Source organism: Bauldia sp. (assembly GCF_965232525.1).
Lineage (GTDB): Bacteria > Pseudomonadota > Alphaproteobacteria > Rhizobiales > Kaistiaceae > Bauldia.
Map to the genome: position 1 here is coordinate 257,628 of NZ_OZ246980.1, position 23,087 is coordinate 280,714.

Sequence of the window (23,087 nt, forward strand, 5' to 3'; positions counted from 1 at the left end):
CAGTGTCAGGCGATCGCCGTGAGCACCTTTTCGAGGAACGTTCCGAGATCGTCGGTGAGAAACCGCACATGCGGTGCATCGCGCCCCTCCATCTCCCAGTCCTCGTGAAACACCTCCCGCGTCCCGACGGGAACCACAAGCGTGGTCAGCATGCCGAGCGACGACGGCACCACCAGGTTGCGCGACAGGTCCTCGAACATCGCCGCCGTTTTCGGTTCAACCCCCGTCGCGGCGATGAACCGGTCGTACATCTCCCGGTTCGGCTTGGGCAGGAGATCCGCGGCGACCACATCGAAGATATCGTCGAAATGATCGGTGATGCCGAGCCGCGCCGCGACCTTTTCGGCATGGGCGCGCGACCCGTTGGTCAGGATATACTTCCGTCCCGGCAGGGTTTCGATCGCCGTCGCCAGCCGCGGATTCGGCAGCACCGGGCTGTGATCAATATCGTGGACGTACTCCATGAAATGGTCCGGTTCGATACCGTGCTCGACCATCAGGCCACGCAGCGTCGTGCCGTAGCGGCGATAGTAGTCCTTCTGGAGCTTTTGCGCCTCGACCGGTCCGAGACTGAGCAGCCGCTGGACGTAGTCGCGGATCTTGGCGTCGACCTGCTTGAACAGGTTCGAGTGGCGCGGATAAAGCGTGTTGTCGAGATCGAAGACCCAGGCATCGATCCGACCGAACACCCCCAGCGCCTCACCGGAATGGCCGTTGACCCACCCGTTGGCGTCGCTCATGGCAGGATCAGGGTCCCGGCGCCGTGGTCGGTGAACAATTCCAGCAGCACCGCGTGCGGCGTCTTGCCGTTGAGGATGACCACGCCGTCCACGCCCTGGCTCAGCGCCCCGATACAGGTCTCGACCTTGGGGATCATGCCGCCGGAAACCGTGCCGTCGGCAATCAGCGCACGGACCTCGGCGACCGTGATCTCGCGGATGAGTTCGCCGTTGCGGTCGAGGACGCCGGGCACGTCGGTGAGAAAGAGGAGCCGTGCCGCATCCAGCGCCCCGGCGATGGCGCCGGCGAAAGTATCGGCGTTGACGTTATAGGTCTCCCCGTCGGCGCCGGGCGCCACCGGTGCGATCACCGGGATCAGTTCGGCCCCGAGCACCATGTCGATGACCGTCCGGTCCACCGTGGTCGGCTCCCCGACGAAGCCGAGATCGACGATCTTTTCGATGTTGGAGTCCGGATCGACCTCGCGCCGGGTCACCTTCTCGGCGACCACCATGTTGCCGTCCTTGCCCGAGAGGCCGACCGCCTTGCCGCCCTCGGCATTGATTCCCATCACGATCTCTTTGTTGATCGATCCGGCAAGCACCATCTCGACCACCTCGATGGTCCGCCGGTCGGTCACCCTGAGCCCTGCGCGAAACTCGGACTGGATGCCGAGCTGCTCGAGCAGGTTGCCGATCTGCGGCCCGCCGCCGTGGACCACCACCGGGCGCACGCCCGACGTCTCGATCATGGTGATGTCGCGGGCAAAGGCGACGGCGAGGTCCGCATCGCCCATGGCGTTGCCGCCATATTTCACCACGACGGTCTTGCCTTCATAATGGAGCATGTAGGGCAGCGCCGCGGAGATCAACCGCGCCCGCGCGATCGCGTCCTCGGTCACCGGGTCGTGGGTGGTATCCATCAGTTCGCCTGAGCCTCGTCTCTGTCGCCCGGTTCTATAGCCCCTGGGCGACAGGCCCACAAACGACGCCTACCCGGTGATAGTGCCGACGGCCCGACCGACGATGACCCGGAGAATCCCTCCCTGATTTTCGGGTCGATTCCGAGGCTAGCACTCGATTTTCACGTTCATTTTGAAGCCTTGATTGGTCATACCACCCTTGTCGCAGCGACAGCTTCGAGTAGTGGACGAATCGTTTTTGTCTTTCTGACAGGTAATATCCACATCAGGCGTGCTACATTGCGTTACCTTCTTGGGTTTCTTGGGATTTCCCGTACTCCCGCAAGACGCCGCAAACGAAACCTCGCCTGTGCCTCCGCCCACTTGGATATCGGTACAGGAGCATGTCCCTCCACTGCAGTAATATACAGTGGGCCAACAGGATGAGTTCTCAGCGGTGCAGCCAGAAGGACACCCTGGTGAGAAACTACCCCCATAGACTAATCCGCCTGAACTAATGAAAAAAAACGCAACTGCAGTTGCCTTTGCTAACAATCGCATGAATCTGATCCTCTCAAAAGTAACATCCAAATCGCATTGTAACACACAGCTTAGAGCTGATCAGCCACACCTGAGCGGTCCGATTTGATTGCTAGTGCATGACTGGCCTTTGGTCCGTCATGACGATGGTTTCCGGGGCTGGCGGTCGATAGCCCAAAGCATTATGGGGTGGTTCCGATCTTGGAACCGGTTCGAAATCCGGGAGGGGGAATGACGCGACCGCCCCGACCAGACAAGCCAGGAACGCCGTTCCCGCCCCTATAGCAGCGCGGCGATCGCGGCTCGCAGTTCGGGGATGCCGGTTCCGGTCGTCACCGATGTCGAGAGAATTTCCGGGTAGGCGGCCGGCCGCTTGGCGATCGCGGTGGCCGTGTCGTCCAGGACCTTGGTCAGCGCGTCCGGTTTCAGCTGATCGCATTTGGTCAGCACGATCTGATAGGACACCGCCGCCTGGTCGAACACGTCGAGCGCTTCGCTGTCGCTGGCCTTCAGGCCGTGGCGGCTGTCGACCAGCAGATACACGCGCCTGAGATTCGCCCGTCCCCTGAGATAGTCGAACAGCAGCCGCGTCCATCCGGCGATCTCGCGCTTTGAAGCGCGGGCGTAGCCGTAGCCGGGCATGTCGACGATCGTCAGCCCGGCACCGGCGGTGAAGAAGTTGAGTTCCCGGGTGCGGCCCGGGGTATTGGAGGTTCGCGCCAGCGCCTTGCGTCCGGTGAGCGCATTGATCAGCGACGACTTGCCGACATTGGAGCGTCCGGCAAACGCCACTTCGATGCCGTCGGACGCCGGGAGGCCCCGTGCATTGGCGACGCCGCGGGCGAACGTCCATGGCTTGGCGAAGAGCAATCGTCCGGCTTCCAGGCGCGCGGCGGCTTCTTCTGGCTCGGTCGTTTCGTTCATGGCGCGGGCCCGTCCCCCGCGGTATCAGCCCTTTGCCTCGGCTGGCCGGCTCGACTTGGCACGACTGCTCGGCCGCCGGCGCCTCGCCGGCTTCCGCTGCCGCGACTGGCTTTTCTTCTTGGGCTGGGCAGCCTTGGCAGCTTGCGCCTTGGCCGGTTGGGCGGGGGCCTTGGCGGCCTCCTCGCCCTCACCCTCCGAAGCCTCGCCTGCGGCGGTGTCGGCTCCTTTGTCCACGGTCGCATCATCGGCCTTGGCGGCGGTCGCCTCGTCCTCAGCCTTGTCGTCGGACGTATCCTTCTTCGCCGTCTCGGCTGTCTTGTCGGCCTCCGGCGTGACTTTCTTCAGGCCAAGCGATTCCTGAATGTTGCCGAGCAGGTTCACCTCCACGCCCTGGCGGCGCATGATGTAATACTGCTGGGCGATCGACAGGGTGTTGTTCCACGCCCAGTAGATCACCAGCCCGGCCGGGAAGCCGGCCAGCATGAACATGAAGATCAGCGGCATCCAGGTGAAGATCAGCCGCTGGGTCGGGTCCGGCGGCGTCGGGTTCAGCCGCATCTGGATGAACATGCTGAGGCCCATGATCAGCGGCCAGATACCCAGCATCAGGATCGACGGCGGCTGCCACGGGATCAGCCCGAACAGATTGAAGATCGACGTCGGGTCGGGCGCCGAGAGGTCCTGAATCCAGCCGAAGAACGGCGCATGGCGCATCTCGATGGTGACGAACAGCACCTTGTAGAGCGCGAAGAACACCGGGATCTGGATGGCAATCGGCCAGCAGCCGGCGAGCGGGTTGATCTTCTCCTTCTTGTAGAGCTCCATCAACGCCTGTTGCTGCTTGGCCTTGTCGTCCTTGTAGCGCTCGCGCAGCTCGACCATCTGCGGCTGCACCTTCTTCATCGCGCTCATCGACTTGTAGGATTTGTTGGCGAGCGGGAAGAAGACGAGCTTGACCAGCACCGTGACCGCCAGGATCGCCACGCCGAAGTTGCCGAGCAGACGGAACAGGAAGTCGATCGCGAAGAACATCGGCTTGGTGATGAAATAGAACCATCCCCAGTCGATCAGCAGCTCGAAGCTCTCGATGTCATAGGTCGCCTGGTAGCCGTCGACCACCGCGACCTGCTTGGCGCCGGCGAACAGGCGGCTGGTGCTTTCGACCGACCCGTTGGCGGCGACCGTCACCGGCGCGCTCATATAGTCGGCCTGATAGAGGATCGTCGACGTATCGGAGCGGACGAACCGACCGTCGAACTGCTGGTTGGCCGGCGGGATCAGCGCCGTCGCCCAGTACTTGTCGGTCATCCCCAACCAGCCGCGGCTTGCCGGCGGCATGACCATCGGCGGTTCGTCCTCGAGATCGGAGTAGTCGATCTCCTCCAGGCCCTCGTCGCCGAAAACCCCGATCAGCCCTTCGTGAAGGATGAACCATCCCTCGATCACCGGCTCGTTGAATCGGGTGATCCGACCGTAAGGCTGCAGTGCCAGAGCGGTGTCGGTCGAATTGGCAACCGTGTCGGTGACCGAGAACATGTAGAACTCGTCGACACTGATCTCGCGGGTGAAGATTAGGCCTTCGCCATTGTCGTAGGTCAGCACCACCGGCGTTTCGACCGAAAGCGTCGCGTCCGGCTCCGCGGTCCATACCGTATCCGGCCCCGGCATCGGGCCGGCATCGGCCGAGCCGATCCAGCCAAACTCGGCGAAGTATCCATCCGGCCCATCCGCCGGCGACAGCAGGACGATGGTTGGACTGGTCGGATCGACGGTTTCGTGGAAGTCGTTGAGGTGAAGATCGTCGAGGCGGCCGCCGTCGAGGTTGATCGAACCGGAGAGCCGCTCCGTTTCGATCGGAACCCGCGGCGCGTTGGCGATCGCGGCATCGCGGGTTGCAACGGCCGACGGCGCGGCGCCGGGGATCGCGCCGCTGGGTGCCGCCGGTTGTCCCTCGACGGTCCCGGATGGAACCAGACCGTCGGCGGTCACCGATGCTTCGGTGGTCTGCTGGTTGGTCGGCTGACTGGGCGGCTCAGGTTGGAAGAACGCTAGCCAGATCATCATCACCGCGCCCGACAGCGCGATGGCGAGAAGGAGGTTCTTGTTGTCGTTCATGTCCGGGGCCTGTCTCCGGCGTTGTCGGTCCGCGAAAGCGTCGCCATCCCGTGTCTCAAGTCATCGACGAGCTTGCCAAAAGGAAGGCTTAAGGCAGCCCGGCGGCCGATCAAGACATAATCTGTCCCCGGAACGGCAATCTCGTCAGCCGACAGTCTCACCGCCTCCTTGAGGCGACGACGAATACGGTTTCGCGCTACGGCGTTACCGGTCTTCTTTGTCACGGTAAAGCCGAAACGCGCTGGTTCTTCGTGTTTACGCGATTGCAACGCCTGAAGGACAAAGCCTGGGCTTGCAAACCGCCGCCCGCGCGCGACCGCGCGGTAGTCACGTCGGCGCCTCAGCCGCTCGATCGGCAAGGCACCGATCCGTCCTCAGGCAGACAGCCGCTTGCGGCCGCGAGCGCGGCGCGCCGCAACGACCTTGCGGCCGCTTTTCGTCGCCATCCGGGCGCGGAAGCCGTGCCGGCGCTTGCGCACCAGTTTGCTCGGTTGATAGGTCCGTTTCATCTCTTCTCTCCGCGCGCGGGGAATGCGACGGGCTTATAAGGATCGGGCCGAATCGAGTCAACGCAACGGCCCGCTATCATTCAAGTCGTGTCGCGGTTACAGAAGATCAATGGCAGAGGCGCAGAATCCGGACATATGCATCATCGGCGGTGGCGCAGCGGGGATTGCCGCCGCCGAGGCCGCGGCCGAGGCCAACGTCCCTGTCGTCCTCGTCGAAAAAGATGAACTTGGCGGTTCCAATCTAGCCGAATCCGTGCCCGCCGGCGCCCTGCTTGCCGCCGCGTCTCGTTACGCCTGTTTGCGCGACGGACCGGCTTTCGGCCTGGCCGCCGCACCCCTGCAGGTCAACATCGCCCGCGTTTTCGAACACGTCCACGATGTCCGGGCGAAAGCCGCCGCCAGGGTGTCAGCGGAGCGTCTGACCGCGCTGGGGGTCACCGTCATCAAGGCGGCGGCCCGTTTCCGCGATGAGCGGACCGTGGACGCCGGCGACACGGCAATCCGGGCCCGCCGGTTCATCGTCGCCGCCGGCGCCGAGCCGCGCCTGCCGGACCTTCCCGGCCTCGATGATATCGAGGTTCTGACCCCACGCACCGTCTTCGATACACCGCGCAAGATGAACCACCTGCTGGTACTCGGCGCCGACAAGCGGGGCCTGGAGCTGGCCCAGGGTTTCGCCCGGCTCGGCGTCGACACCACGGTCGTCGATACCGGGCCGGCGCTGCCCGACGCCGATCCGGAACTGTCCGACCTGGTCCTCCAGCGCTTGCGCGCCGAGGGTGTGCGCATTCGCGACAACGTCGCGATCCGGACCGTGGCGCGCCGTCGCGGCGGTGTCCGGATCATCGCGGCGACGGACGGGGATGCGGAGGCGTTCAACATCGACGGTTCGCACCTGCTCGTAGCCGCGCCGAGGGTCGCGGCGCTTGACGCCCTGAGGCTGAACGACGCGGGGATCGCCCACGATGCCAACGGCATCCGCATCGACAAACGGCTGCGTACCGCCAACGTTCGGGTTTATGCGGTTGGCGACTGCGTCTCCGGCCCGGATGCTGAAAACCGCGCGGTCTACCAGGCTGGACTGGTGACGGACGCGGCGCTGTTCGGGCGCCGGATCGCCCCCGACGAGACCGCCTTTTCGTCACTGATGCGCACCGACCCGGCGCTCGCCACGACCGGTCTTGACGAGACCGCCGCCCGCGCCGGCCACAAGGATGTCCGCGTGTTGCGGCTGCCGCTCAACGAAAGCGATGTGGCCCTGGCCGAACGGACCACCACCGGCATGATTAAGGTGATCACCACCACGGGCGGTCAGATCCTCGGCGCGGCCGCTGTCGGTCGCGAGGCCGGCGACATTATCGCCTTCTGGTCGCTGGCGATCGCCAATCGCCTGAACCTGCGCGCCGTCGCCGGGCTGTCGCCGCCCTATCCCAGCCGCGCCAGCGCCTCGCGACAGGTCGCCGCCGCCCTCGGCGGTCCAAGTTTGACGCCGCAATGGCAACGGCGCATCATTGACGCTCTCAGGAAACTCGGCTGACCCGGATGGACGATCGTCCGCTGAATACAGCGATCGAGCCCGCCGCCGATACACCGGCGAGACCCAAGCCCCCCGGGCGGCGGCTCGGCCTGTCTTGGAAGCTCCTGATCCTGACGCTGCTCTTCGTCATGGTCAGCGCGATGCTGATCTACGTCCCGTCGGTCGCCGGCTTCCGGCTGACTTGGCTGTCGGACCGGCTGGCGATGGCCGATGCGGCCAGCGTCGTGCTCACCGCCTCCGATGCCGTCGACATTCCCCGCGACATCCAGGACAAGCTGCTGGAGTCGGTCGGCGCCACCGCGATCGCGGTGCGCAACGGTTCGGTCAGCCGCTTGATCGCCACCATCGAGATGCCCCCGGCGGTCGACCAGACCGTCGACCTGCGCAGCATGGAGCCGGTCGGCGAGATCGTCGACGCTTTCGAGACGCTGTTCGCTGCCAATCCACGCATGCTGCGGGTGGTGGGCCATTCCAGCGGCGACGGTTACGTCGAGATGGTCATCACCGACGCGCCGCTGCGCGCGGCGATGATCGAGTATTCGGCCAACCTCCTGTGGCTGGCGGTAGCGATATCGGTGATCCTATCCGGGCTCCTGTTCCTGTGCGTCGACCGGATGTTCGTGCGGCCGACCCGCCGCCTCACCGAGAACATGGTCGCCTTTTCGGAGGCGCCGGACGATCCGTCACGGGTGATCGTGCCGAGCGGGCGCGGCGACGAGATCGGGGTGGCGGAGGAACATCTCGCCGCCATGCAGCACGACCTTCAGACAACGCTCAGCGAACAGCGCCACCTCGCCGATCTCGGCCTTGCGGTGTCGAAGATCAATCACGACCTGCGCAACATGCTGGCCTCGGCCCAGCTGTTTTCCGATCGCCTCGGCGGCTTGCCCGACCCGACCGTGCAGCGCTTCGCGCCGAAGCTGATCGGCGCCCTCGACCGGGCAATCACCTACTGCCAGACGACGCTCGCCTATGGCCGCGCCCGCGAGGCGCCGCCTTCGCGCCGACTGGTCGCCCTCGACAAGCTGGTCGACGAGGTGGTGGACGTGGTCGGTCTGGTCGGCCACGCCACCATCGCCTATGAGCAGGACATTCCGGCGGGCCTGGAGGTCGACGCCGATCCCGATCAGCTCTTCCGGATTCTCGTTAACCTGACCCGCAACGCCATGCAGGCGCTCTCCAGCGATCCGAGCCCGGCCCTCATCCGCCGGCTGACCATCGCCGCCGAACGGAATGGGGCGACGGTCACCATCACCGTCGACGATACCGGGCCCGGTGTCCCGGAGATGGCGCGCACGCACCTGTTCAAGGCGTTTCAGGGCAGCGCCCGGCCGGGCGGCACCGGCCTCGGCCTGGCGATCGCCGCGGAGCTGGCCCGCGCCCATGGCGGCGCGGTTGCCCTGGTCGACAAGGACGAGCCCGGCGCCCGCTTCGCGATCACCATCCCCGACCGACCGCGCGCGCCGAAACAGAACGGCCGGACCGGCCGAGACTGACGCCGTCCCCGGGGCCCACCGTCGTTGGCTCAGCCGCTGTCCCGACCGCGCCCGTCGGGCTTGCAATCCCCCCGGTCCTTCTTTAGCTATGGCCGCCACTTCCGGTCGCCGAAGCGCCGACCGGAACCAAGCGCCCGTAGCTCAGCTGGATAGAGCACCAGACTACGAATCTGGGGGTCGGGAGTTCGAATCTTCCCGGGCGCGCCATTCTTTTTCAAAGACTAAACAGCACTTATTCTTAGTCTCTTTCTAGCCACGCATTTGGCGAGACGCGTAGCTTTCTTGTGTTGGGCACGGTGGTCGGCCCTGGGGAGCGGGTTCGGATAAAGATCGCTCCGCTAGATCAACTTCAGCTAGACCGCTCGCCTGAGGGGAAGAGACGCAAGCGACCACCCCGGAATAGACTACAGATCGTCGCGGCAGGAGACCCTGATCGCGAAGGCATGCTCGCACGGCAGCTTTTCTGGCCGATCGATGTTCAATCCGCGATCCGTCAGCCGCCAGCTGAGCTCCCCGTCCACACCGAGCATTTGAACCGACTGGATCTGGCTCGGGTAGAAACCCGTGAACGAATTGAAGCCGAACGATTCGTGCTGACGGCGCTTTTCGGCAAACGCCTCAATGGTGAAGTTCGGTCGGGGCTCTTCCATGGCAATCGCATAGATCGCGTTACCCTTGGTGGTAAAGCGGAAGTCGTCGCATGTGTAGCGGACTTTCTCCTTGGTGTCGGCGAAGTGACCTTCGGTCGTCATACGGGTCGGACCTTCGCCGTAGCGATGCCACGGGGTGGTGTCGTAGATAGCCTCGCCGTTGACCTCCAGCCAACGGCCGATACCCCGTAGTGTCTCTTTGGCACCGTCCGGAATGGTGCCATCCGGTCTCGGCCCCACATTCAGCAGCATGTTTCCGTTCTTGCTGACGTTATCGACCAGATAATGGATGAGGTCGCGGGCCGTCTTGAAGTTCTCCTCGCGCATGTAGCCCCAGCCGCTGCCGTCGTCGATGGTCGTATCGGTGATCCACTCGAAATAGGTCTGTTGCGACATGCCACCGAGTTCGAAGTCGACGAGGCCGGTTCCGGGTGGGAGGTTATGGGCCTTGTAGGAGATCATCACCTCGCGGTCCCATTCGTGCTCCTTGTTGTAGTAATAGGAGAGGAAGTTTTTCTTGTAGGAGTCGGGAACCGCGGCGAGCCCGAAGTCGAACCAGATGTAATCCGGCCCGTATTCGTCAACGAGCTCCTTGAGGCGAGCCATCCAGCGATCGAGGAATGCCTTGTTTGGCATATCCTGCGATGTCCATTCCTTCTGACGGGTCAGTATGTTGTGGTCGTCCCAGTCCTCGGAAACATGGCGGATGTCGGTGTTGTGGATCTCGCCATAGAGGTCGGCGAAGCGCGGATCGCTGGTATCGGTGCCCTTGATCCAGTGCGGATAGAACCACCAGTTCTCGGCATGGTGCATGGCGACCATGTACTTCATGCCTTTGGCCCGAAACGCGACCTCAAGGTCGCGGACGATGTCGCGCTTCGGGCCCTGCTTCGCAGCGTTCCACTCACCGAACTTCGTATCCCACAGCGGGAATCCGTCGTGATGCTCGGCGACCGGGCCAGCGAATCTGGCCCCGGCTCCGTGAAACAAATCCGCCCATTCGTCAGGATCGAACTTGTCAGCGGTGAAAAGCGGGATGAAATCCTTGTAACCGAACTCGGAGGGGTCGCCGTACTCGGCGGCGTGGGCCGCGTGCTGGGCAGTCCCCGGCCGGTACATGTTGTGAGGATACCAGGAAACGTTCGGGCCGATGCCCGGGACGCTGTACGGCCCCCAATGAGTGTAAATGCCGAACTTGCCGTCACGCAGCCACTGCGGCGTCTGATGCCGGCGCAGCGAGCTCCAGTCCGGCGTGTATGGTTCTGTCAATGGAAGACCCTCCCGTCAGTCAAAGCTCTATCGATATACTGATATATCACTATTGTCAATTCGCCAGAGCGCAATAGAAATATCGCTGTCTGCCGCGGCACGGTGATGATCGACAAACGGGATCGTTGCCTCTCCAGCTAAAAGGATATATTAGAATATCGGCTGTGGCGCTGCCGGACTTCGAGCCCACATGCCATCGTCACCGGCGGCCTTTAGTTGGCCGATTGATCGGGGAGATAGCGTTGCGGGCGGTGATGTGTGTAGAACCTGGTGAGTTGGCGGTTCGGGATGTCCCAGACCGTATTCCCGAGCCCGACGCCATCGAAATCGATGTATGCAGTGTCGGGATCTGTGGCACCGACTTCCACATCCTGCTCGGCAAGCACCCCTTCCTGACCTATCCGATCGTGCTCGGGCACGAAATCTCAGGCCGGGTCGTCGCCGACAGCGACGATGGCCGGTTCGCAGCCGGCGACCTCGTGGTCGTCAATCCGTACATGTCCTGTGGCAAGTGCCGCGCATGCCTGGCGGGTAAGCCGAACTGCTGTGAGTCGCTCTCGGTCCTCGGCGTACATGTCGACGGCGGGCTGCGCGCGCGGATCCCGATTCCCGCCGGAAACCTGTATCCGGCGGACGGGCTGAACGAACGCAGCGCGTCAATGGTCGAGTTTCTGGCGGTCGGCGCGCATGGTGTCCGGCGCGCCGGCGATTGCTCGGGGAAGGGGGTGCTGGTGGTCGGTGCTGGTCCGATCGGGATCGGCGCGGCGCTATTCGCCCGGATGGCCGGCGGTTCGATCACCTTCCGTGACGTCAGCGAAACGCGTCTTGACTTGGCGACGTCGATCCTACCGGCAGACATTTCGCTGGTCGGCGACGGTCATGATGACCGGCTGCGTTCGGCCTTCGATATCGTGATCGACGCAACCGGCAACGCCGGCTCGATGAGCAGATCACTGGACTATCTTGCGCATGGTGGCACCTACGTGCTGCTCGGCGTCGTCAACGATACGCTGTCGTTCAGCGATCCGGACATCCACAAACGAGAAGCCAGTATCCACGCCAGTCGCAATGCGGTCCGCGAGGATTTCTATACGGTCATGAACGCTATGCGCGCCGGCGACATCCCGGTCGACAAGCTCAACACCCACGCAACCGACTTCGATAATGCTGCCGACGCAATGATGGCCTGGGTCAACGACCGTGAGAGCCTGGTGAAGGCGACGGTGAGGCTCTGAGGGCGCAACGCGTCCCCTCGTTCGAAGCACCCGAGAGACGCCGATCGAGCATTCCTACGGGATCGCAAGCTCGTATTCTTTGAGCATATCGACGGCGCCCTCGTGAAAATACTCCGAGTCCTCGTCGAGCAGCATGCGGATCGTGCGGAAGACGCGGCGAAGATGGCGCGACATCGCCTCCACCGCCAAATCCGGATCGCGCGCCTTCAGAGCCTCGAAGACCTCGAGGTGTTCGGCGAGCACGATGTTCATGTGGTTGTCGGTTGGAAACGCCAGCCGCCGGATGCGGTCAAGCTGCGCCTTGGCTTCATGGACGACCTGCCACACGCGCTCCGAAGTTCCGAATGAACAGATCAGGAAATGGAACTGTTCGTCGAGCAGATAGAAGCGGTCGTAGTTCTTTTCGGCGGCAAATCGCTTCTGTTGATAAACGTTGAAGTCCAGGTCCCGCTCGAACTCCGGGGTCATGCGCGACGCGGCAAATCGCACGGCGCGAAGCTCCAGGGCGTCGCGAATGAGCTGTCCGTCGAAAACGTCCTGCAGGTTGATCTTGGCGACGTAGGTTCCGCTGTTGGGAACGATCGTGACAAGGTGCTCGTTGTTGAGCTTGAGGATCGCCTCGCGGAAGGGGGTCCTCGACGTCCCGAGCCGATCGCAGATCTCCTTCTCGTTAATGATCGCCCCCGGTTTCAGAGCCAGTGAAACGATCGCGTGACGAATGACCTCATATATCTGTGCCGCCTTCGGAAGCTCCGGATTGATTGTCGCAATAACATCATCGGGAAGCGGTGCGCCGACGTCGATCGGGCGTTTGGCGCGTCTGGAGCTCTGAACCCGCTGTGACGGCTCCGCCCGCATGCTCGTATTGGTGCTTTTGCTCATGTGCCGTCCACTGTGTCACGTCGGCCGCTGTGGTCGGATGTACCGCCCACGTCGCGACCTGAACCCCTTCGTGCTGCTCAACCGGTTGAGGCGCTGCCCCGCTTAACGCCAACCTATCGGCATGTCGATTGGCCGGCGCTACATTGACAGCGCGGGGTGTGCAGTATATCAATATATTACTTGTCGAGGTGCTGCAAGATCGGCTGAATTACCTCTGATTCCGCGTGGGAAGGCTATGACTCTGGAGTACCCTAATCGGGCTGCGCGGGTCGACAACATCACAGCCCAAAGGCGCATCACGCTCCGTCGGCTCGGAGCCTGGTTCGCGCGGCGCCCCTATCTGTTTTTCATTGCGCCGGCGATGGTGTTCTACACCATCTTCTGGATCTTACCGATGTTCGGCGCGGTGGCGTTGTCCTTCACGCACTGGAACGGTATCGGCTGGCACCGGATTCGCTGGGCCGGTCTGGACAATTACATCGCGTTGTTCGGCGATAGGTTTTTCTGGCAGTCGCTCGAGAACAACCTGATTTTCGTTGCCGGATCGTTGCTGGCAATCGTCACCATCTCGATGGTGATTTCCCTGATCCTCAACGCCCGCCCGTTCGGCCAGAGCACGTTCGCCACCATCTTCTTTCTGCCGATTGTGCTGTCGAACGTCGTCGTCGGCCTGATATTCGGCCTGGCGCTCAGCCCGACGAGCGGTTTCCTGTCTGGGCTCGGTGACTATCTCGGGATCGACTGGCTCGGCGATCTCCAACTTCTGGGTAACAAGGCGACCGCGACCTACAGCATATTGGGCGTATACATCTGGCAGCAACTCGGGTTCGCGATCCTGCTGATCTCGGCCGGACTGCACGCCGTGCCGAAAGACTACATCGAGGCTGCGCGGATCGACGGAGCCGGGCCGTTTCGGGTCGTGTGGAACATCATGATCCCGTTGACGCGCAACGTGCTGATCGTCGTCATCGTATTGGCGGTGAACAACGCTTTCCTGCTCTTCGACCTCGTGATCGTGATGACCAACGGCGGCCCCTTCCATGCCTCGGAGGTGCTGAGCACGTACATGTACCAGCAGGCCTTCGCGATGGGCCGAACCAGTTACGGCACGGCGATCGCCATCGTCCTGTTCATCTTCATTCTGTGCGTGACGACCGCACAGTTGACGTTAGCTCGCCTCAGTCGATGGTGATCGGGATGGAGGCCGACCGATGAGGTTCTCCGAATATCCGCTGCCGGCGCGGATCGCGGCCTATCTGTTGCTCCTCGCCCTGGCAGGATCGATCCTGCTGCCGTTCACCTGGATGATCTTAACGTCGTTCAAGTCGCTGCCCGATTACGTCCAGAATCCCTTTGGGCTGCCCGCTGAGTGGCAGCTTGGGAATTTCGCGAATGCCTGGGAGACTGGCGGGTTCATCAGGCTCTACTTCAACTCGTTGTTCATCACGACCGTGTCGGTGCTGGGGCTGTTGTTCATGTGCAGCGCTGCGGGCTACGCACTGGCTCATTTCCGTTTCCGCGGCTCGAATGTCGTCTTTCTCTATTTCCTCGCCGGGATGATGATTCCACCTCATGTCATTCTCATTCCGTCGTTCCGGATCATGAGCTCGATCGGCCTGGTGAACACCTATTTCTCGGTGATCTTCACGTATTTTGCCTGGGTACCGTTCGCGATCTTCTTCTTCAGAGCCTATTTCGCCAGCGTGCCGTCGGAGCTGACCGAGGCTGCGCGGATCGATGGCGCGAGCGAAGCCAAGATCTTTTTCAGCGTTGTGCTGCCGCTTGCCCGACCGGCCTTCGTCACCGTGGGCATCGTCTATTTCGTTTGGATCTTCAATGACTTCCTTTGGCCACTGGTTTACCTGAACAGTGTCGAGATTCGAACCGTGACCCTGGGCATGATGAACTTCCAAGGCCAATACTCGGCGGACACGACCCTGAAGACGGCGGCACTGACCCTTGCGACCCTGCCCCCGATCATCGTCTTCCTGATCTTCCGTCGACAGATCCAGAGCGGCCTGATCGACGGCGCGCTCAAACATTGATCGACTGGGGCTAAGCCGCCCTATCGGCGAGCATGTGAGAAAGGATCACCGGGCGATGAGCACACGACGGTTCGGCATGGTCATTGGCCTGCGGCCCGAGGCGGTGGCCGAGTACAAGCGGCTTCACGCGGGCCCGGGCGTGCGTGACCTGCTGACAGCGGCGAACATCCGCAACTTCAACATCTTCATCCAGGCGTTTCCGGACGGCCGGCACTATGAGTTCGCCTACTACGAATATGTGGGCGATGACTACGAGAGGGATATGGCCGAGCTCAATCGCCATCCACGAAACATCGCATGGCTCGAGCTCTGCGATCCGATGCAGGTGCCGCTACCCGGCGCCGAAGGCTGGCTGGAAATGGAGCGCGTCTACTTCAATCCGTGAGCCGACGGACCGTTTTCCGGAGCGTTCACGCGGCGTGTCTCGCGGTTCGAAACCATCGTCAATGACATCACGGTCGTCCGCCATCGCCACGCCGGTGCGATGTCGCGCACGCCTGGGCTTCTGCCCTGGCAGGCAGGGAAATCGAGCACACCATTGATTGACACTTGGTACACATTAGTATACCGGTATATTAGATAAAAACAATCAATGTGTGGAGGAGACAGTGAGGAAAGAAATCAGGCGCCGGAAAGCCACCTTTTCAGCCTTGGCCGCCGTGATCGCGGCGGCATTGGGGACCAACGCCGCCGTCGCGAAGGATCGCATCGATGTCTGGTCGGAGTTTTCGGCGGATCCCGGTGCGTCGGCCTTCGCCCAGATCGTTGCCGATTTCAACGCATCCCAGGACGAAGTCGAAATCGTCCATACCGGGTACGAGAACACGCCCTACGAGACGACCTTGAAGACGTCTTTCCTGGGCGGCAATCCGGCTGACATCGTGATCGTCAACGCCGGGGCGGTCATGTACCAGTTTGCCGAGGCCGATCAGCTTGTCGACCTGACGGACTTCGTCGAGGAACGGCGAGACACGATCCTACCTGGGCTTGAGTCCTTCTATCGTTTCAACGGCAGAGACTATGCCATTCCGTTCGAGCTGAACGTCGGCAACCTCTTGTATTTCAACACCGACATGCTGGCCGAGCACGGGATCGATCCCGAGCAACTCAACACCTGGCAGGGATTTGTCGACGCAGCGCAGACTTTCAAGGACGCTGGGATCACACCGATCGCTTTCGGCAACTCCGAGGGCTGGCCGGGCAACCACATCTACAACCACACCATGCTTCGCCTGCTCGGCTTCGAAGACTACACCAACATCTTCCTGCGGACGCTCGATCCCTCGGTGAACTCCGATGTGACGTGGACGGACGACGTGGCGATACGTGGTTGGGAAATGTACAAGGAACTCCTCGATCGCGGCTTCTTCACCGCCGGTTACCTTGCAGACGACTACCCGACAGCGAACGCGCTTTTCCTGAACGGCCAGGCGCCGTTGTTCACGATGGGATCCTGGTTCATGGGCACCATCGCGGACAGTGGCCCGGAAGACCTGTCCTGGGGCGTGATCCCTTTCCCCGAGGTTGAAGGGGCGCCGGGACAGCAAAGCGATCTCGTCACGGCCGGGCTCGTCGCAAGCATCAGCAACACATCGGAGCATCCCGAAAAGGCAAAGCTGTTCCTCGAGTACATGATGAGCGAGCCCGCCCAGCGTATCTGGGCGGAGAGAACGCAAAAGCTTCCGCCCTACCGGATGGACAACTCCGACTGGGCATACTCGGAGCAGTATCGCCAGATCGCGGGGCTGTTGGGCGAAGCGACCGCGGCCGTTCCGTTCGGCGACATGATCGAGGACAATGCCTGCAACGTCCCGTGGTTCTGGCACGCAAGCCAAGGCATCCTGAGCGATAGCATCACGCCCGAAGAAGTCGGCATGGGGCACGAAGATTGCGTCGCCCGCGTCCGTGCCGAACGCGGATTCGAGTGATCCGATCCCATCCCAAGTTCACGACAGCGACCCTTACGGCCCCGAACACGCTTCGGGGTCTTTTTTTTGCGGCAGCCGTGGAAATGCGTTGCAAAGAGATCGAACGGCAGGGACGCCGATCGGTTTGCGCCACAAAATGAGGTGGGTAGCCGAGTGTCTCGCCCCGACCGGTATGACCATTGCTTCGAACTGGAGACCAGGCTCGCACTTAACCTTTCGATGCCATGCGCCGGCGGGCAAGCGCTTCGACCGGCCACTCCTGAGTCGCGTGCGCAAGGGGAAAGTCGATCCGATCACCGTCGACCATAGAGAGGTAGCAGCCGAGGTTGAGCTCGGCGGTTCCGGCGACATGATCGAAGCCCAGCCGCGGTACGGTGCCGTCGTTGATCCAGTCCCGCAGCTCCGCGGCCATCCGTGACCACGCCTTGAGCCCGCCCTCCGGGTCTTCGAACGACTCGCTCCGCTCGCCTTCGGCCGAATAAATCCGAAGCTGATCTTCACGGATAACGACGATCGACCCGCGGCTCGCCGAGAGCACCATCGTCACGCCGTCGTTGAGATAATTGACCCCCGTCTCGAGGACCGCACGGCCGCCGCCGGGAAACGCCATCATCACGGCGGCATGGTCCTCCATCGCATGGCCGAACCCGCGCCTGGTCGTCACACGCGCCTGGCCCAGCACCCACTCGGGCATCGCGTCCCGATGGAAGAAGCGGAACATATCCAGCCAATGAGACCCCCATTCGCTTAGGTCCCATTCGTCGCCGATCGCGGCGGTGACAACCAGCGGCTGACCGATCTCGCCCGAATTGTAGACTTCTTCCGCGCGGGCAAAAGCACCGAGATAGCGCCGAAAGTGCGGAACAACGATCTTGACGCCGGTGCGCGCGACCAGATCGCGCAGCGCGGTCAATTGGGCAGGTGACTCGACGAACGGCTTCTCGCAGATGATGCCGCGGACACCGGCGGCCGCGCACGCTTCGATCATCTCGAAGTGCAGGCCGACATAGGTGCAAATGCTGACGATATCCGGACGGGCGTCCTTCAGCATTGAGCCGAGGTCGGGATACGCGTTCGCGACCCTGAAGGTCTCCACGAACGCGTCGAGGTTGGCTTGGTTGATGTCGGCCGCGGCAACCAGGTCGATCCCCGCAGTCCGCTCGTACATCCGGGCATGAACGTAACCGATCCGGAACGCACCGGCGGTCGGACTGCCCTTACCGCTGGCCTGTCCGACACCGACGATGGCGGCGCGCAGGGGTGACGACGGTTCAGTCATGCTCTTTTCCTTCGCCGGTTGGTCGCGGGACGGGCTATTGGGTGGATGCAAACGCCTGGTAGTCGCGTTCCAGGGCGGCCGAGTCCGGCCATCCATCGTGGACAACAACCCGGTATTTCAGGTTCAGTTTCGCCGCCGCCGGCAGATCCAGCGGCTCGTCCCGAACGAGACTGGGGTTGATGTAGCCGAACTGCGCGGTGTCGAAGAAAACGTAGCTCGGCGGCGGATGCCGTGGATTGTCCGGATGGTCGAGGATCGCGATTCCGGCAGCGATATCTTTGCTGCCGTCGGCGACGCCACTGATATCCACCCAGCGTGCCTGCGCCCCGTTTGCTTCCGCGCCGGTCGCGCCTTCGCTGGTGAGGACGCGGAAGTCGCGCAGGTTTCGCCCGGCGCGATAGCCGAATCCGGCGTATCCACCCCACGGCGTCTCCGCCGCCACCGGCGTCGCGCTCAACGACACCGCCTTGTCGCCGACGGTGAAGTCCTGCTCCCAATCGATCACGAAGTCGCCGTAGCTCTGCGGTGGACAGATGCGAACCAGGCGGCGCTCCCGCATAACCGTCAGGCCCTCTGGATTGACATAGTCGAGCCACGTCGCGACTTCGGCGCAACCGGACGAAAAGGTCACCGTCTCGTCGTCCTGCACCAGTGTCCTGCCTTCGCTCAGGCTTCGCGTCTCGCCGTCGACCTCGACCGGGTCCTCCTCCCAATAGTTGACGCCGTTGATGTACTTCCAGGCGAACCAGATGCCGCGATGCCAGACATGATCCGACGGCTGGAACGCGGTCAGCGGCACGCCCTGCACCGTCGTCAACGGATGGACGAACGGCTTGGCGCCATCCTTGTTGGCGAAGCTGTAGGTCGCCAGCACCCGATCGCCGCGTAGCAGACTGACGTTGTGGCCGGGTCGGTAGGTCCAGTGGCAGGTGTCGGGCATTGTCGTTTCCTTGACGGGTCAGCTCGAAAGCGGGCGTAAGGTGTCGCCGGTGTCGGGATCGAAGAGGTGGACGAGACCGGGATCGATGCCGAGCGCGACGGTGTCGTTGCGGCGCAACGCGGTGCGCCCCTGTTCGAGGAAAGCCAGTTGTTGCCCACGCGCGTCGGCGAGGATGTAGGCCTGATTGCCGGTGGCCTCGATCACGGTAACGTCCGCCACGAGCGGTCCGCGTTCGCGGGGCTGCAGGTGTTCCGGTCGTAGGCCAACCTCGACCGTTCGACCGGGCGCGAACCGGCGGCTGAGCGGTAACGAAGCCAACTGGCCATCGACGACAACCTCATCGCCGTTCCGGCCGATGGTGGCGGGTAAGAAGTTCATCGCAGGCGACCCGATGAAACCGGCGACGAACTTGTTGGCCGGATGGTCGTAAAGATCGAGCGGTGGCCCTTGCTGCTCGATACGCCCGAAGCGCAGCACGACGACATGATCGGCCATGGTCATCGCCTCGATCTGATCGTGGGTCACGTAAACCGACGTCGCCTGCAGCCGCTCATGCAACGCGCGAACTTCGCCGCGCATGCGCGTGCGCAATTCCGCGTCGAGGTTCGAAAGCGGCTCGTCGAAGAGAAACACCTCCGGTTGGCGGACGATTGCCCGTCCCATGGCGACGCGCTGACGCTGCCCGCCGGACAGTTCACGTGGGTAGCGGGCGAGCAGTTCGTCAAGACCTAGTGTCGTCGCCGCGCTCTTCAGCAGAGCATCGATCTCAGGTTTCGATGTCCGCCGCAGACGCAGCGAATACGTCATGTTCCGCTCGACTGTCATGTGCGGATAGAGCGCGTAGGACTGAAACACCATCGCGACGTTGCGACGCCGCGGCGGAATCTCGTTGACGCGTTCGCCGGCAATGCGGATTTCCCCCGAGGAGATCGTTTCGAGACCGGCGATCGTGCGAAGCAGCGTCGATTTCCCGCAGCCGGAGGGGCCGACGAGCGCGACGAAGGCACCGTTGTCGATCGACAGGTCGATGTCCTTCAGAGCGTGGAAATCGCCGTAGTATTTGTCGACCGAGCGGAGTGTGACCTGTTCCATAGCTGCTCCCCTACTTCAACGCCCCGGCGGTGAGCCCGCTGATGATCCGGCGTTGAAGGAAGACGAAGACGAAAAGGATCGGCGTCACCAGTATCGAGGCAAAGACCATCACACCGTTCCAGTCGGTCTGGTTGGCGCCGATGAAGTTGTTGAGGCCAAGCGTGAGCGGCTGGAGTTCGATCTGGGCGATGAACGAGAGAGAGAAGACATACTCGCCCATTGCCTGGATCGCGATCAGGACGGCGGTGATCAGGATGCTGTTACGAGCGAGCGGCAGCGCGATGCGGAAGAACACGCCGACCCTGGAATTGCCGTCGACCAGTCCGGCGTCGCGCAATTCCTTGGGGATCTGCAGGAACGCCGCACGACAGATGACGATGAAGAAGGGGAGGCTCTTGGCGGTCGCGGCGAGGATCACGGCCAGCCGCGGCGATTGTAGGAGACCGACGACGTTGAACAACACGAAGAGCGGCGTCGCCATCAGCGATGACGGCAGCGCCTGCAGGAGTAGGATCGTAAAGAGCACGACCTCGACGAACCGGTTGCGAACCAGCGCCAGGCCATAGGCGGTGCCGGTGCCGACGACGACGGTGATGAAGGTCACTCCCGCGGTGATGACGATGCTGTTCCAGAAGTAGCGCGCGACCGCGAAGTTCTCGAAGATTTCGACGTGGTTCGACTCAGGATGCTGCGGCCACAGCGTTGGAGGATATTGCGACAGTTCCGAAATCGGTTTGAAGCTGGTGACGTACATCCAGTAGATCGGGAACAGATACAGGGCGAGGATCAGGATCGCGATCAGCGAGATGACGTATTGGCGGCCGGGCATCGCGCTAACTCAGTCGCTCGGATCGGGTGGACATCACATAGATCGCGGCGACCACGCTGACGATAAGCAGCATCAGCACCGAGACAACACTGCCGAGCGATATCTGATAGGCCTTGAACGAGAGCTGCCACGACCAGTATTGGGCAACGTTGGAGCTGTTGACGGGGCCGCCTGAGGTTAGGGCCGCGATCAGGTCGAATTGCTGGAGCGTCAGGATGGCGCCCAGCGCCACGAGCGCCAGAACCGTATCGCGCATCAGCGGAAGCGTGATCCCGAAGAATCGTTGGAACGCGTTGGCGCCGTCGAGTTCGGCCGCCTCATAGAGGTCTTCCGGGATCGCCGAGAGGCCGACCGATATCAGCAGCAGATAGAAGGGGATGCCGAGCCAGACATTGACCAGGATCACCGAGTAGAGCGACAGGTCGGGATTGGAAAGCCAGTAGACCGGCTCGTCGATCAGCCCGATCGATTCCAGGCCATAGTTGAAGATGCCAATGTCGCCGGCGAGCATCCATTTCCAGATCTGGCCGTTGGCATAGGCCGGTGTGATCCAGGCCGCGAGGAACAAGCCGCGCAGCCAGTTGGCGCCGGGAAAGCTGTTGCTGAAGAAGAGCGCCAGGGCGAACCCGATGGTGAGTTGCAGGATGCTCGACAGACCGACGAAGATGGCGGTGTTGCCAGCAATCAGCCAGAAATCCGGATCGTTGAAGACCCGCCGGTAGTTCTCGAACCCAACGAAATCGCGATCCAGCCGGGCGACGTTGAACAGGTCGACCTGTTGGAACGACATGACGACATTGAAGACGAACGGCAGGCCGGCAAAGACAAGCAGGTAGAGAACCGAAAAGCCGATCAGGATCAGATCGAAGCCGTTCCGATCCCTGATGAAGTTCAACACCGGAGTCATTGCCGTGGGTTTGCGCTGGTTCGAGGCCGGCGGAGCGCCGGCCTCACCATGCCCGGTTAGTGTCCGAGCGCTTCGATTTCAGCCGCGGCCCGGTCGAGCGCTTCCCGGGCATCGGTCTGGCCGGTCAAGGTCGACTGAATCGCTCGCTGGAGCGCGATCGAAACCTCGTTCCATCTGGGCGACGGACCGAGGACCCGCCCGAATTGCAGTTGCTCGCTAAACAGCGCATAGGCCTCCGGCCAGCGGGCATCTTCGACCGGGATCGGACGCGGCGGCAGAAGGCCGAACTCGTTCCAGTTCCGGTGCTGTTGCGAGTAGGCGTATTCGATGAAGGCGAACGCCTCGTCGGGATGCTCGGATGCCTCGGAAATCGCGTAAGTGAAGTTGCCGGCGGCCGAGACCCGCAGTCCGCCCTCTTCCTCCGGGGGCAGCAGCGCAAGCCCGTATTCGAAGGAAAGCCCGTCCATGTTGGGCAAATCCCAGTTGCCCTGGATCACCATCGCGGCCGCGCCGGCACGGAAGGTGTCGGCGGCGTCTCCTTGCGAGAACGACACCACATCCCGGGACGAAATGCCGTCCTCAACCAGCCGCTCCCAGAACTCGAGGGCGCGGACACCGCCGTCGGCGTTGATGTTGTCGAACTCGGTACCGGCCATGCGGGCGAACGGCATGAACTGCCAGGGGCCTTCCTGGTTGTTCTTGGCGCTGAAGGCGAGGCCGAAGACCCGTTCCTCCGGGTTGGTCAGCGTCTTGGCGTAGTCGTACAGTTCCTCCCAGGACTGGGGCGGATCGTCGGGATCGAGCCCGGCTTCGCGGAACTTGTCGATGTTGTAATAAAGCGCGATCGTGTCCGACGCGCGCGGAACCTGCCAGATGCGATCGTCGAAGGTGACCGCTGCGAGATAGCCGGGAAAGATCTCATCGGCGTCGATGATCTCCGACGCGGCGATCCGATCGGTCAGATCGACCAACACACCGCGCGACGCGTAGAGCTGTGTGTCGGTGGTGTTGATCATGAAGATGTCGGGGCCGGTGCCGGTGGCGATGGCGCGGGTGTATTCGCTGTTGAGATTGTCGAAGGCGACGAACCGGTAGTTGACCTTCACGTCGTCATGGGTCGCGTTCCACTCGTCGGCATAGATCTGGGTCTGGCCGGGCGTGCCGCTGCCGGTCTGCGCGTCGATCCCCCACACTTCGAGGGTAATCGGCTCGGCGTACGCTGACGAAGCAGCGAGCATCGCCAAGGCGGCCGTTGCAATGATGGCTCGATTCATACCTGTCCTCCCTGC

General features: G+C 62.6%; 21 protein-coding genes and 1 tRNA gene. 8 read left to right on the forward strand and 14 right to left on the reverse strand.

The genetic code is table 11. The features are described 5' to 3' along the window. Positions 1-5: 5 nt before the first annotated feature. The 6 genes from ACO076_RS01220 to rpmH all read right to left on the reverse strand — a co-directional run bounded on the left by ACO076_RS01220 (position 6) and on the right by rpmH (position 5,709). Complete coding sequence (locus ACO076_RS01220; protein ID WP_421724917.1) at positions 6-740, reverse strand: pyrimidine 5'-nucleotidase; 735 nt, start codon at positions 738-740, stop codon at positions 6-8. Further along, positions 737-1,642, reverse strand: coding sequence for an acetylglutamate kinase (gene argB, locus ACO076_RS01225; RefSeq protein ID WP_421724918.1), 906 nt, complete (start codon positions 1,640-1,642; stop codon positions 737-739). The genes ACO076_RS01220 and argB overlap by 4 nt, the downstream gene beginning before the upstream one ends. A gap of 798 nt (positions 1,643-2,440) precedes the next feature. Next, a complete protein-coding gene (gene yihA, locus ACO076_RS01230; RefSeq protein ID WP_421724919.1) occupies positions 2,441-3,085 on the reverse strand; it encodes a ribosome biogenesis GTP-binding protein YihA/YsxC in 645 nt (214 codons plus the stop codon). 24 nt (positions 3,086-3,109) lie between these two features. Continuing rightward, complete coding sequence (gene yidC / locus ACO076_RS01235) at positions 3,110-5,200, reverse strand: membrane protein insertase YidC (RefSeq protein WP_421724920.1); 2,091 nt, start codon at positions 5,198-5,200, stop codon at positions 3,110-3,112. After that, positions 5,197-5,559: a ribonuclease P protein component gene (rnpA, locus tag ACO076_RS01240; RefSeq protein WP_421724921.1), complete on the reverse strand. Its 363-nt coding sequence runs from the start codon at positions 5,557-5,559 to the stop codon at positions 5,197-5,199. Before rnpA ends, yidC begins: the two co-directional genes overlap by 4 nt. Positions 5,560-5,574: 15 nt before the next feature. Continuing rightward, entirely contained in the window at positions 5,575-5,709 is a 135-nt protein-coding gene (gene rpmH, locus ACO076_RS01245) for a 50S ribosomal protein L34 (protein WP_421724922.1), read from the reverse strand. A 109-nt stretch (positions 5,710-5,818) separates the two neighbouring features. On the opposite strand from rpmH, the gene ACO076_RS01250 reads away from it, so the two are divergent. The 3 genes from ACO076_RS01250 (at position 5,819) to ACO076_RS01260 (ending at position 8,949) form a co-directional block, all read left to right on the forward strand. Beyond that, on the forward strand, positions 5,819-7,246 hold the full coding sequence (locus ACO076_RS01250) for a dihydrolipoyl dehydrogenase family protein (protein WP_421724923.1): 1,428 nt from the start codon (positions 5,819-5,821) through the stop codon (positions 7,244-7,246). A gap of 5 nt (positions 7,247-7,251) precedes the next feature. After that, complete coding sequence (locus ACO076_RS01255; protein WP_421724924.1) at positions 7,252-8,742, forward strand: sensor histidine kinase; 1,491 nt, start codon at positions 7,252-7,254, stop codon at positions 8,740-8,742. A gap of 130 nt (positions 8,743-8,872) precedes the next feature. After that, positions 8,873-8,949, forward strand: a tRNA-Arg gene (locus ACO076_RS01260). Between the two features lie 197 nt (positions 8,950-9,146). Here ACO076_RS01260 and ACO076_RS01265 read toward each other — a convergent pair. After that, a complete protein-coding gene (locus tag ACO076_RS01265; protein WP_421724925.1) occupies positions 9,147-10,661 on the reverse strand; it encodes an alpha-L-fucosidase in 1,515 nt (504 codons plus the stop codon). 242 nt (positions 10,662-10,903) lie between these two features. Between ACO076_RS01265 and ACO076_RS01270 the strand changes: the two genes are divergently transcribed. Continuing rightward, positions 10,904-11,896 (forward strand): zinc-binding alcohol dehydrogenase family protein, encoded by a 993-nt coding sequence (locus ACO076_RS01270; protein WP_421724926.1) that lies wholly within the window; start codon positions 10,904-10,906, stop codon positions 11,894-11,896. A gap of 54 nt (positions 11,897-11,950) precedes the next feature. Here ACO076_RS01270 and ACO076_RS01275 read toward each other — a convergent pair whose 3' ends face one another. Then, positions 11,951-12,778 carry a GntR family transcriptional regulator gene (locus ACO076_RS01275; protein WP_421724927.1) on the reverse strand — a complete coding sequence of 276 codons (828 nt, stop codon included), beginning with the start codon at positions 12,776-12,778 and terminating at the stop codon, positions 11,951-11,953. A 235-nt stretch (positions 12,779-13,013) separates the two neighbouring features. Between ACO076_RS01275 and ACO076_RS01280 the strand changes: the two genes are divergently transcribed. The 4 genes from ACO076_RS01280 (at position 13,014) to ACO076_RS01295 (ending at position 16,751) form a co-directional block, all read left to right on the forward strand. Beyond that, the gene (locus ACO076_RS01280; RefSeq protein WP_421724928.1) at positions 13,014-13,970 is read left to right on the forward strand and encodes a carbohydrate ABC transporter permease; all 957 of its coding nucleotides are present in this window, start codon (positions 13,014-13,016) and stop codon (positions 13,968-13,970) included. Positions 13,971-13,989: 19 nt separating this feature from the next. Next, entirely contained in the window at positions 13,990-14,823 is an 834-nt protein-coding gene (locus tag ACO076_RS01285; RefSeq protein ID WP_421724929.1) for a carbohydrate ABC transporter permease, read from the forward strand. Positions 14,824-14,878: 55 nt separating this feature from the next. Beyond that, positions 14,879-15,208 (forward strand): L-rhamnose mutarotase, encoded by a 330-nt coding sequence (locus tag ACO076_RS01290; RefSeq protein WP_421724930.1) that lies wholly within the window; start codon positions 14,879-14,881, stop codon positions 15,206-15,208. Positions 15,209-15,431: 223 nt separating this feature from the next. Then, on the forward strand, positions 15,432-16,751 hold the full coding sequence (locus tag ACO076_RS01295; RefSeq protein WP_421724931.1) for an ABC transporter substrate-binding protein: 1,320 nt from the start codon (positions 15,432-15,434) through the stop codon (positions 16,749-16,751). Between the two features lie 208 nt (positions 16,752-16,959). Here ACO076_RS01295 and ACO076_RS01300 read toward each other — a convergent pair whose 3' ends face one another. The 6 genes from ACO076_RS01300 to ACO076_RS01325 are packed head-to-tail and all read right to left on the reverse strand — an operon-like array spanning position 16,960 to position 23,072. After that, entirely contained in the window at positions 16,960-18,030 is a 1,071-nt protein-coding gene (locus ACO076_RS01300; protein ID WP_421724932.1) for a Gfo/Idh/MocA family protein, read from the reverse strand. A gap of 34 nt (positions 18,031-18,064) precedes the next feature. Beyond that, a complete protein-coding gene (locus ACO076_RS01305; protein ID WP_421724933.1) occupies positions 18,065-18,970 on the reverse strand; it encodes a PmoA family protein in 906 nt (301 codons plus the stop codon). A gap of 18 nt (positions 18,971-18,988) precedes the next feature. Next, the gene (locus ACO076_RS01310; protein WP_421724934.1) at positions 18,989-20,062 is read right to left on the reverse strand and encodes an ABC transporter ATP-binding protein; all 1,074 of its coding nucleotides are present in this window, start codon (positions 20,060-20,062) and stop codon (positions 18,989-18,991) included. Positions 20,063-20,072: 10 nt separating this feature from the next. Further along, positions 20,073-20,891 carry a carbohydrate ABC transporter permease gene (locus tag ACO076_RS01315; protein ID WP_421724935.1) on the reverse strand — a complete coding sequence of 273 codons (819 nt, stop codon included), beginning with the start codon at positions 20,889-20,891 and terminating at the stop codon, positions 20,073-20,075. A 4-nt stretch (positions 20,892-20,895) separates the two neighbouring features. Beyond that, entirely contained in the window at positions 20,896-21,798 is a 903-nt protein-coding gene (locus ACO076_RS01320) for a carbohydrate ABC transporter permease (protein ID WP_421724936.1), read from the reverse strand. A gap of 56 nt (positions 21,799-21,854) precedes the next feature. Then, positions 21,855-23,072 carry an ABC transporter substrate-binding protein gene (locus ACO076_RS01325; RefSeq protein WP_421724937.1) on the reverse strand — a complete coding sequence of 406 codons (1,218 nt, stop codon included), beginning with the start codon at positions 23,070-23,072 and terminating at the stop codon, positions 21,855-21,857. Positions 23,073-23,087: the final 15 nt, after the last annotated feature.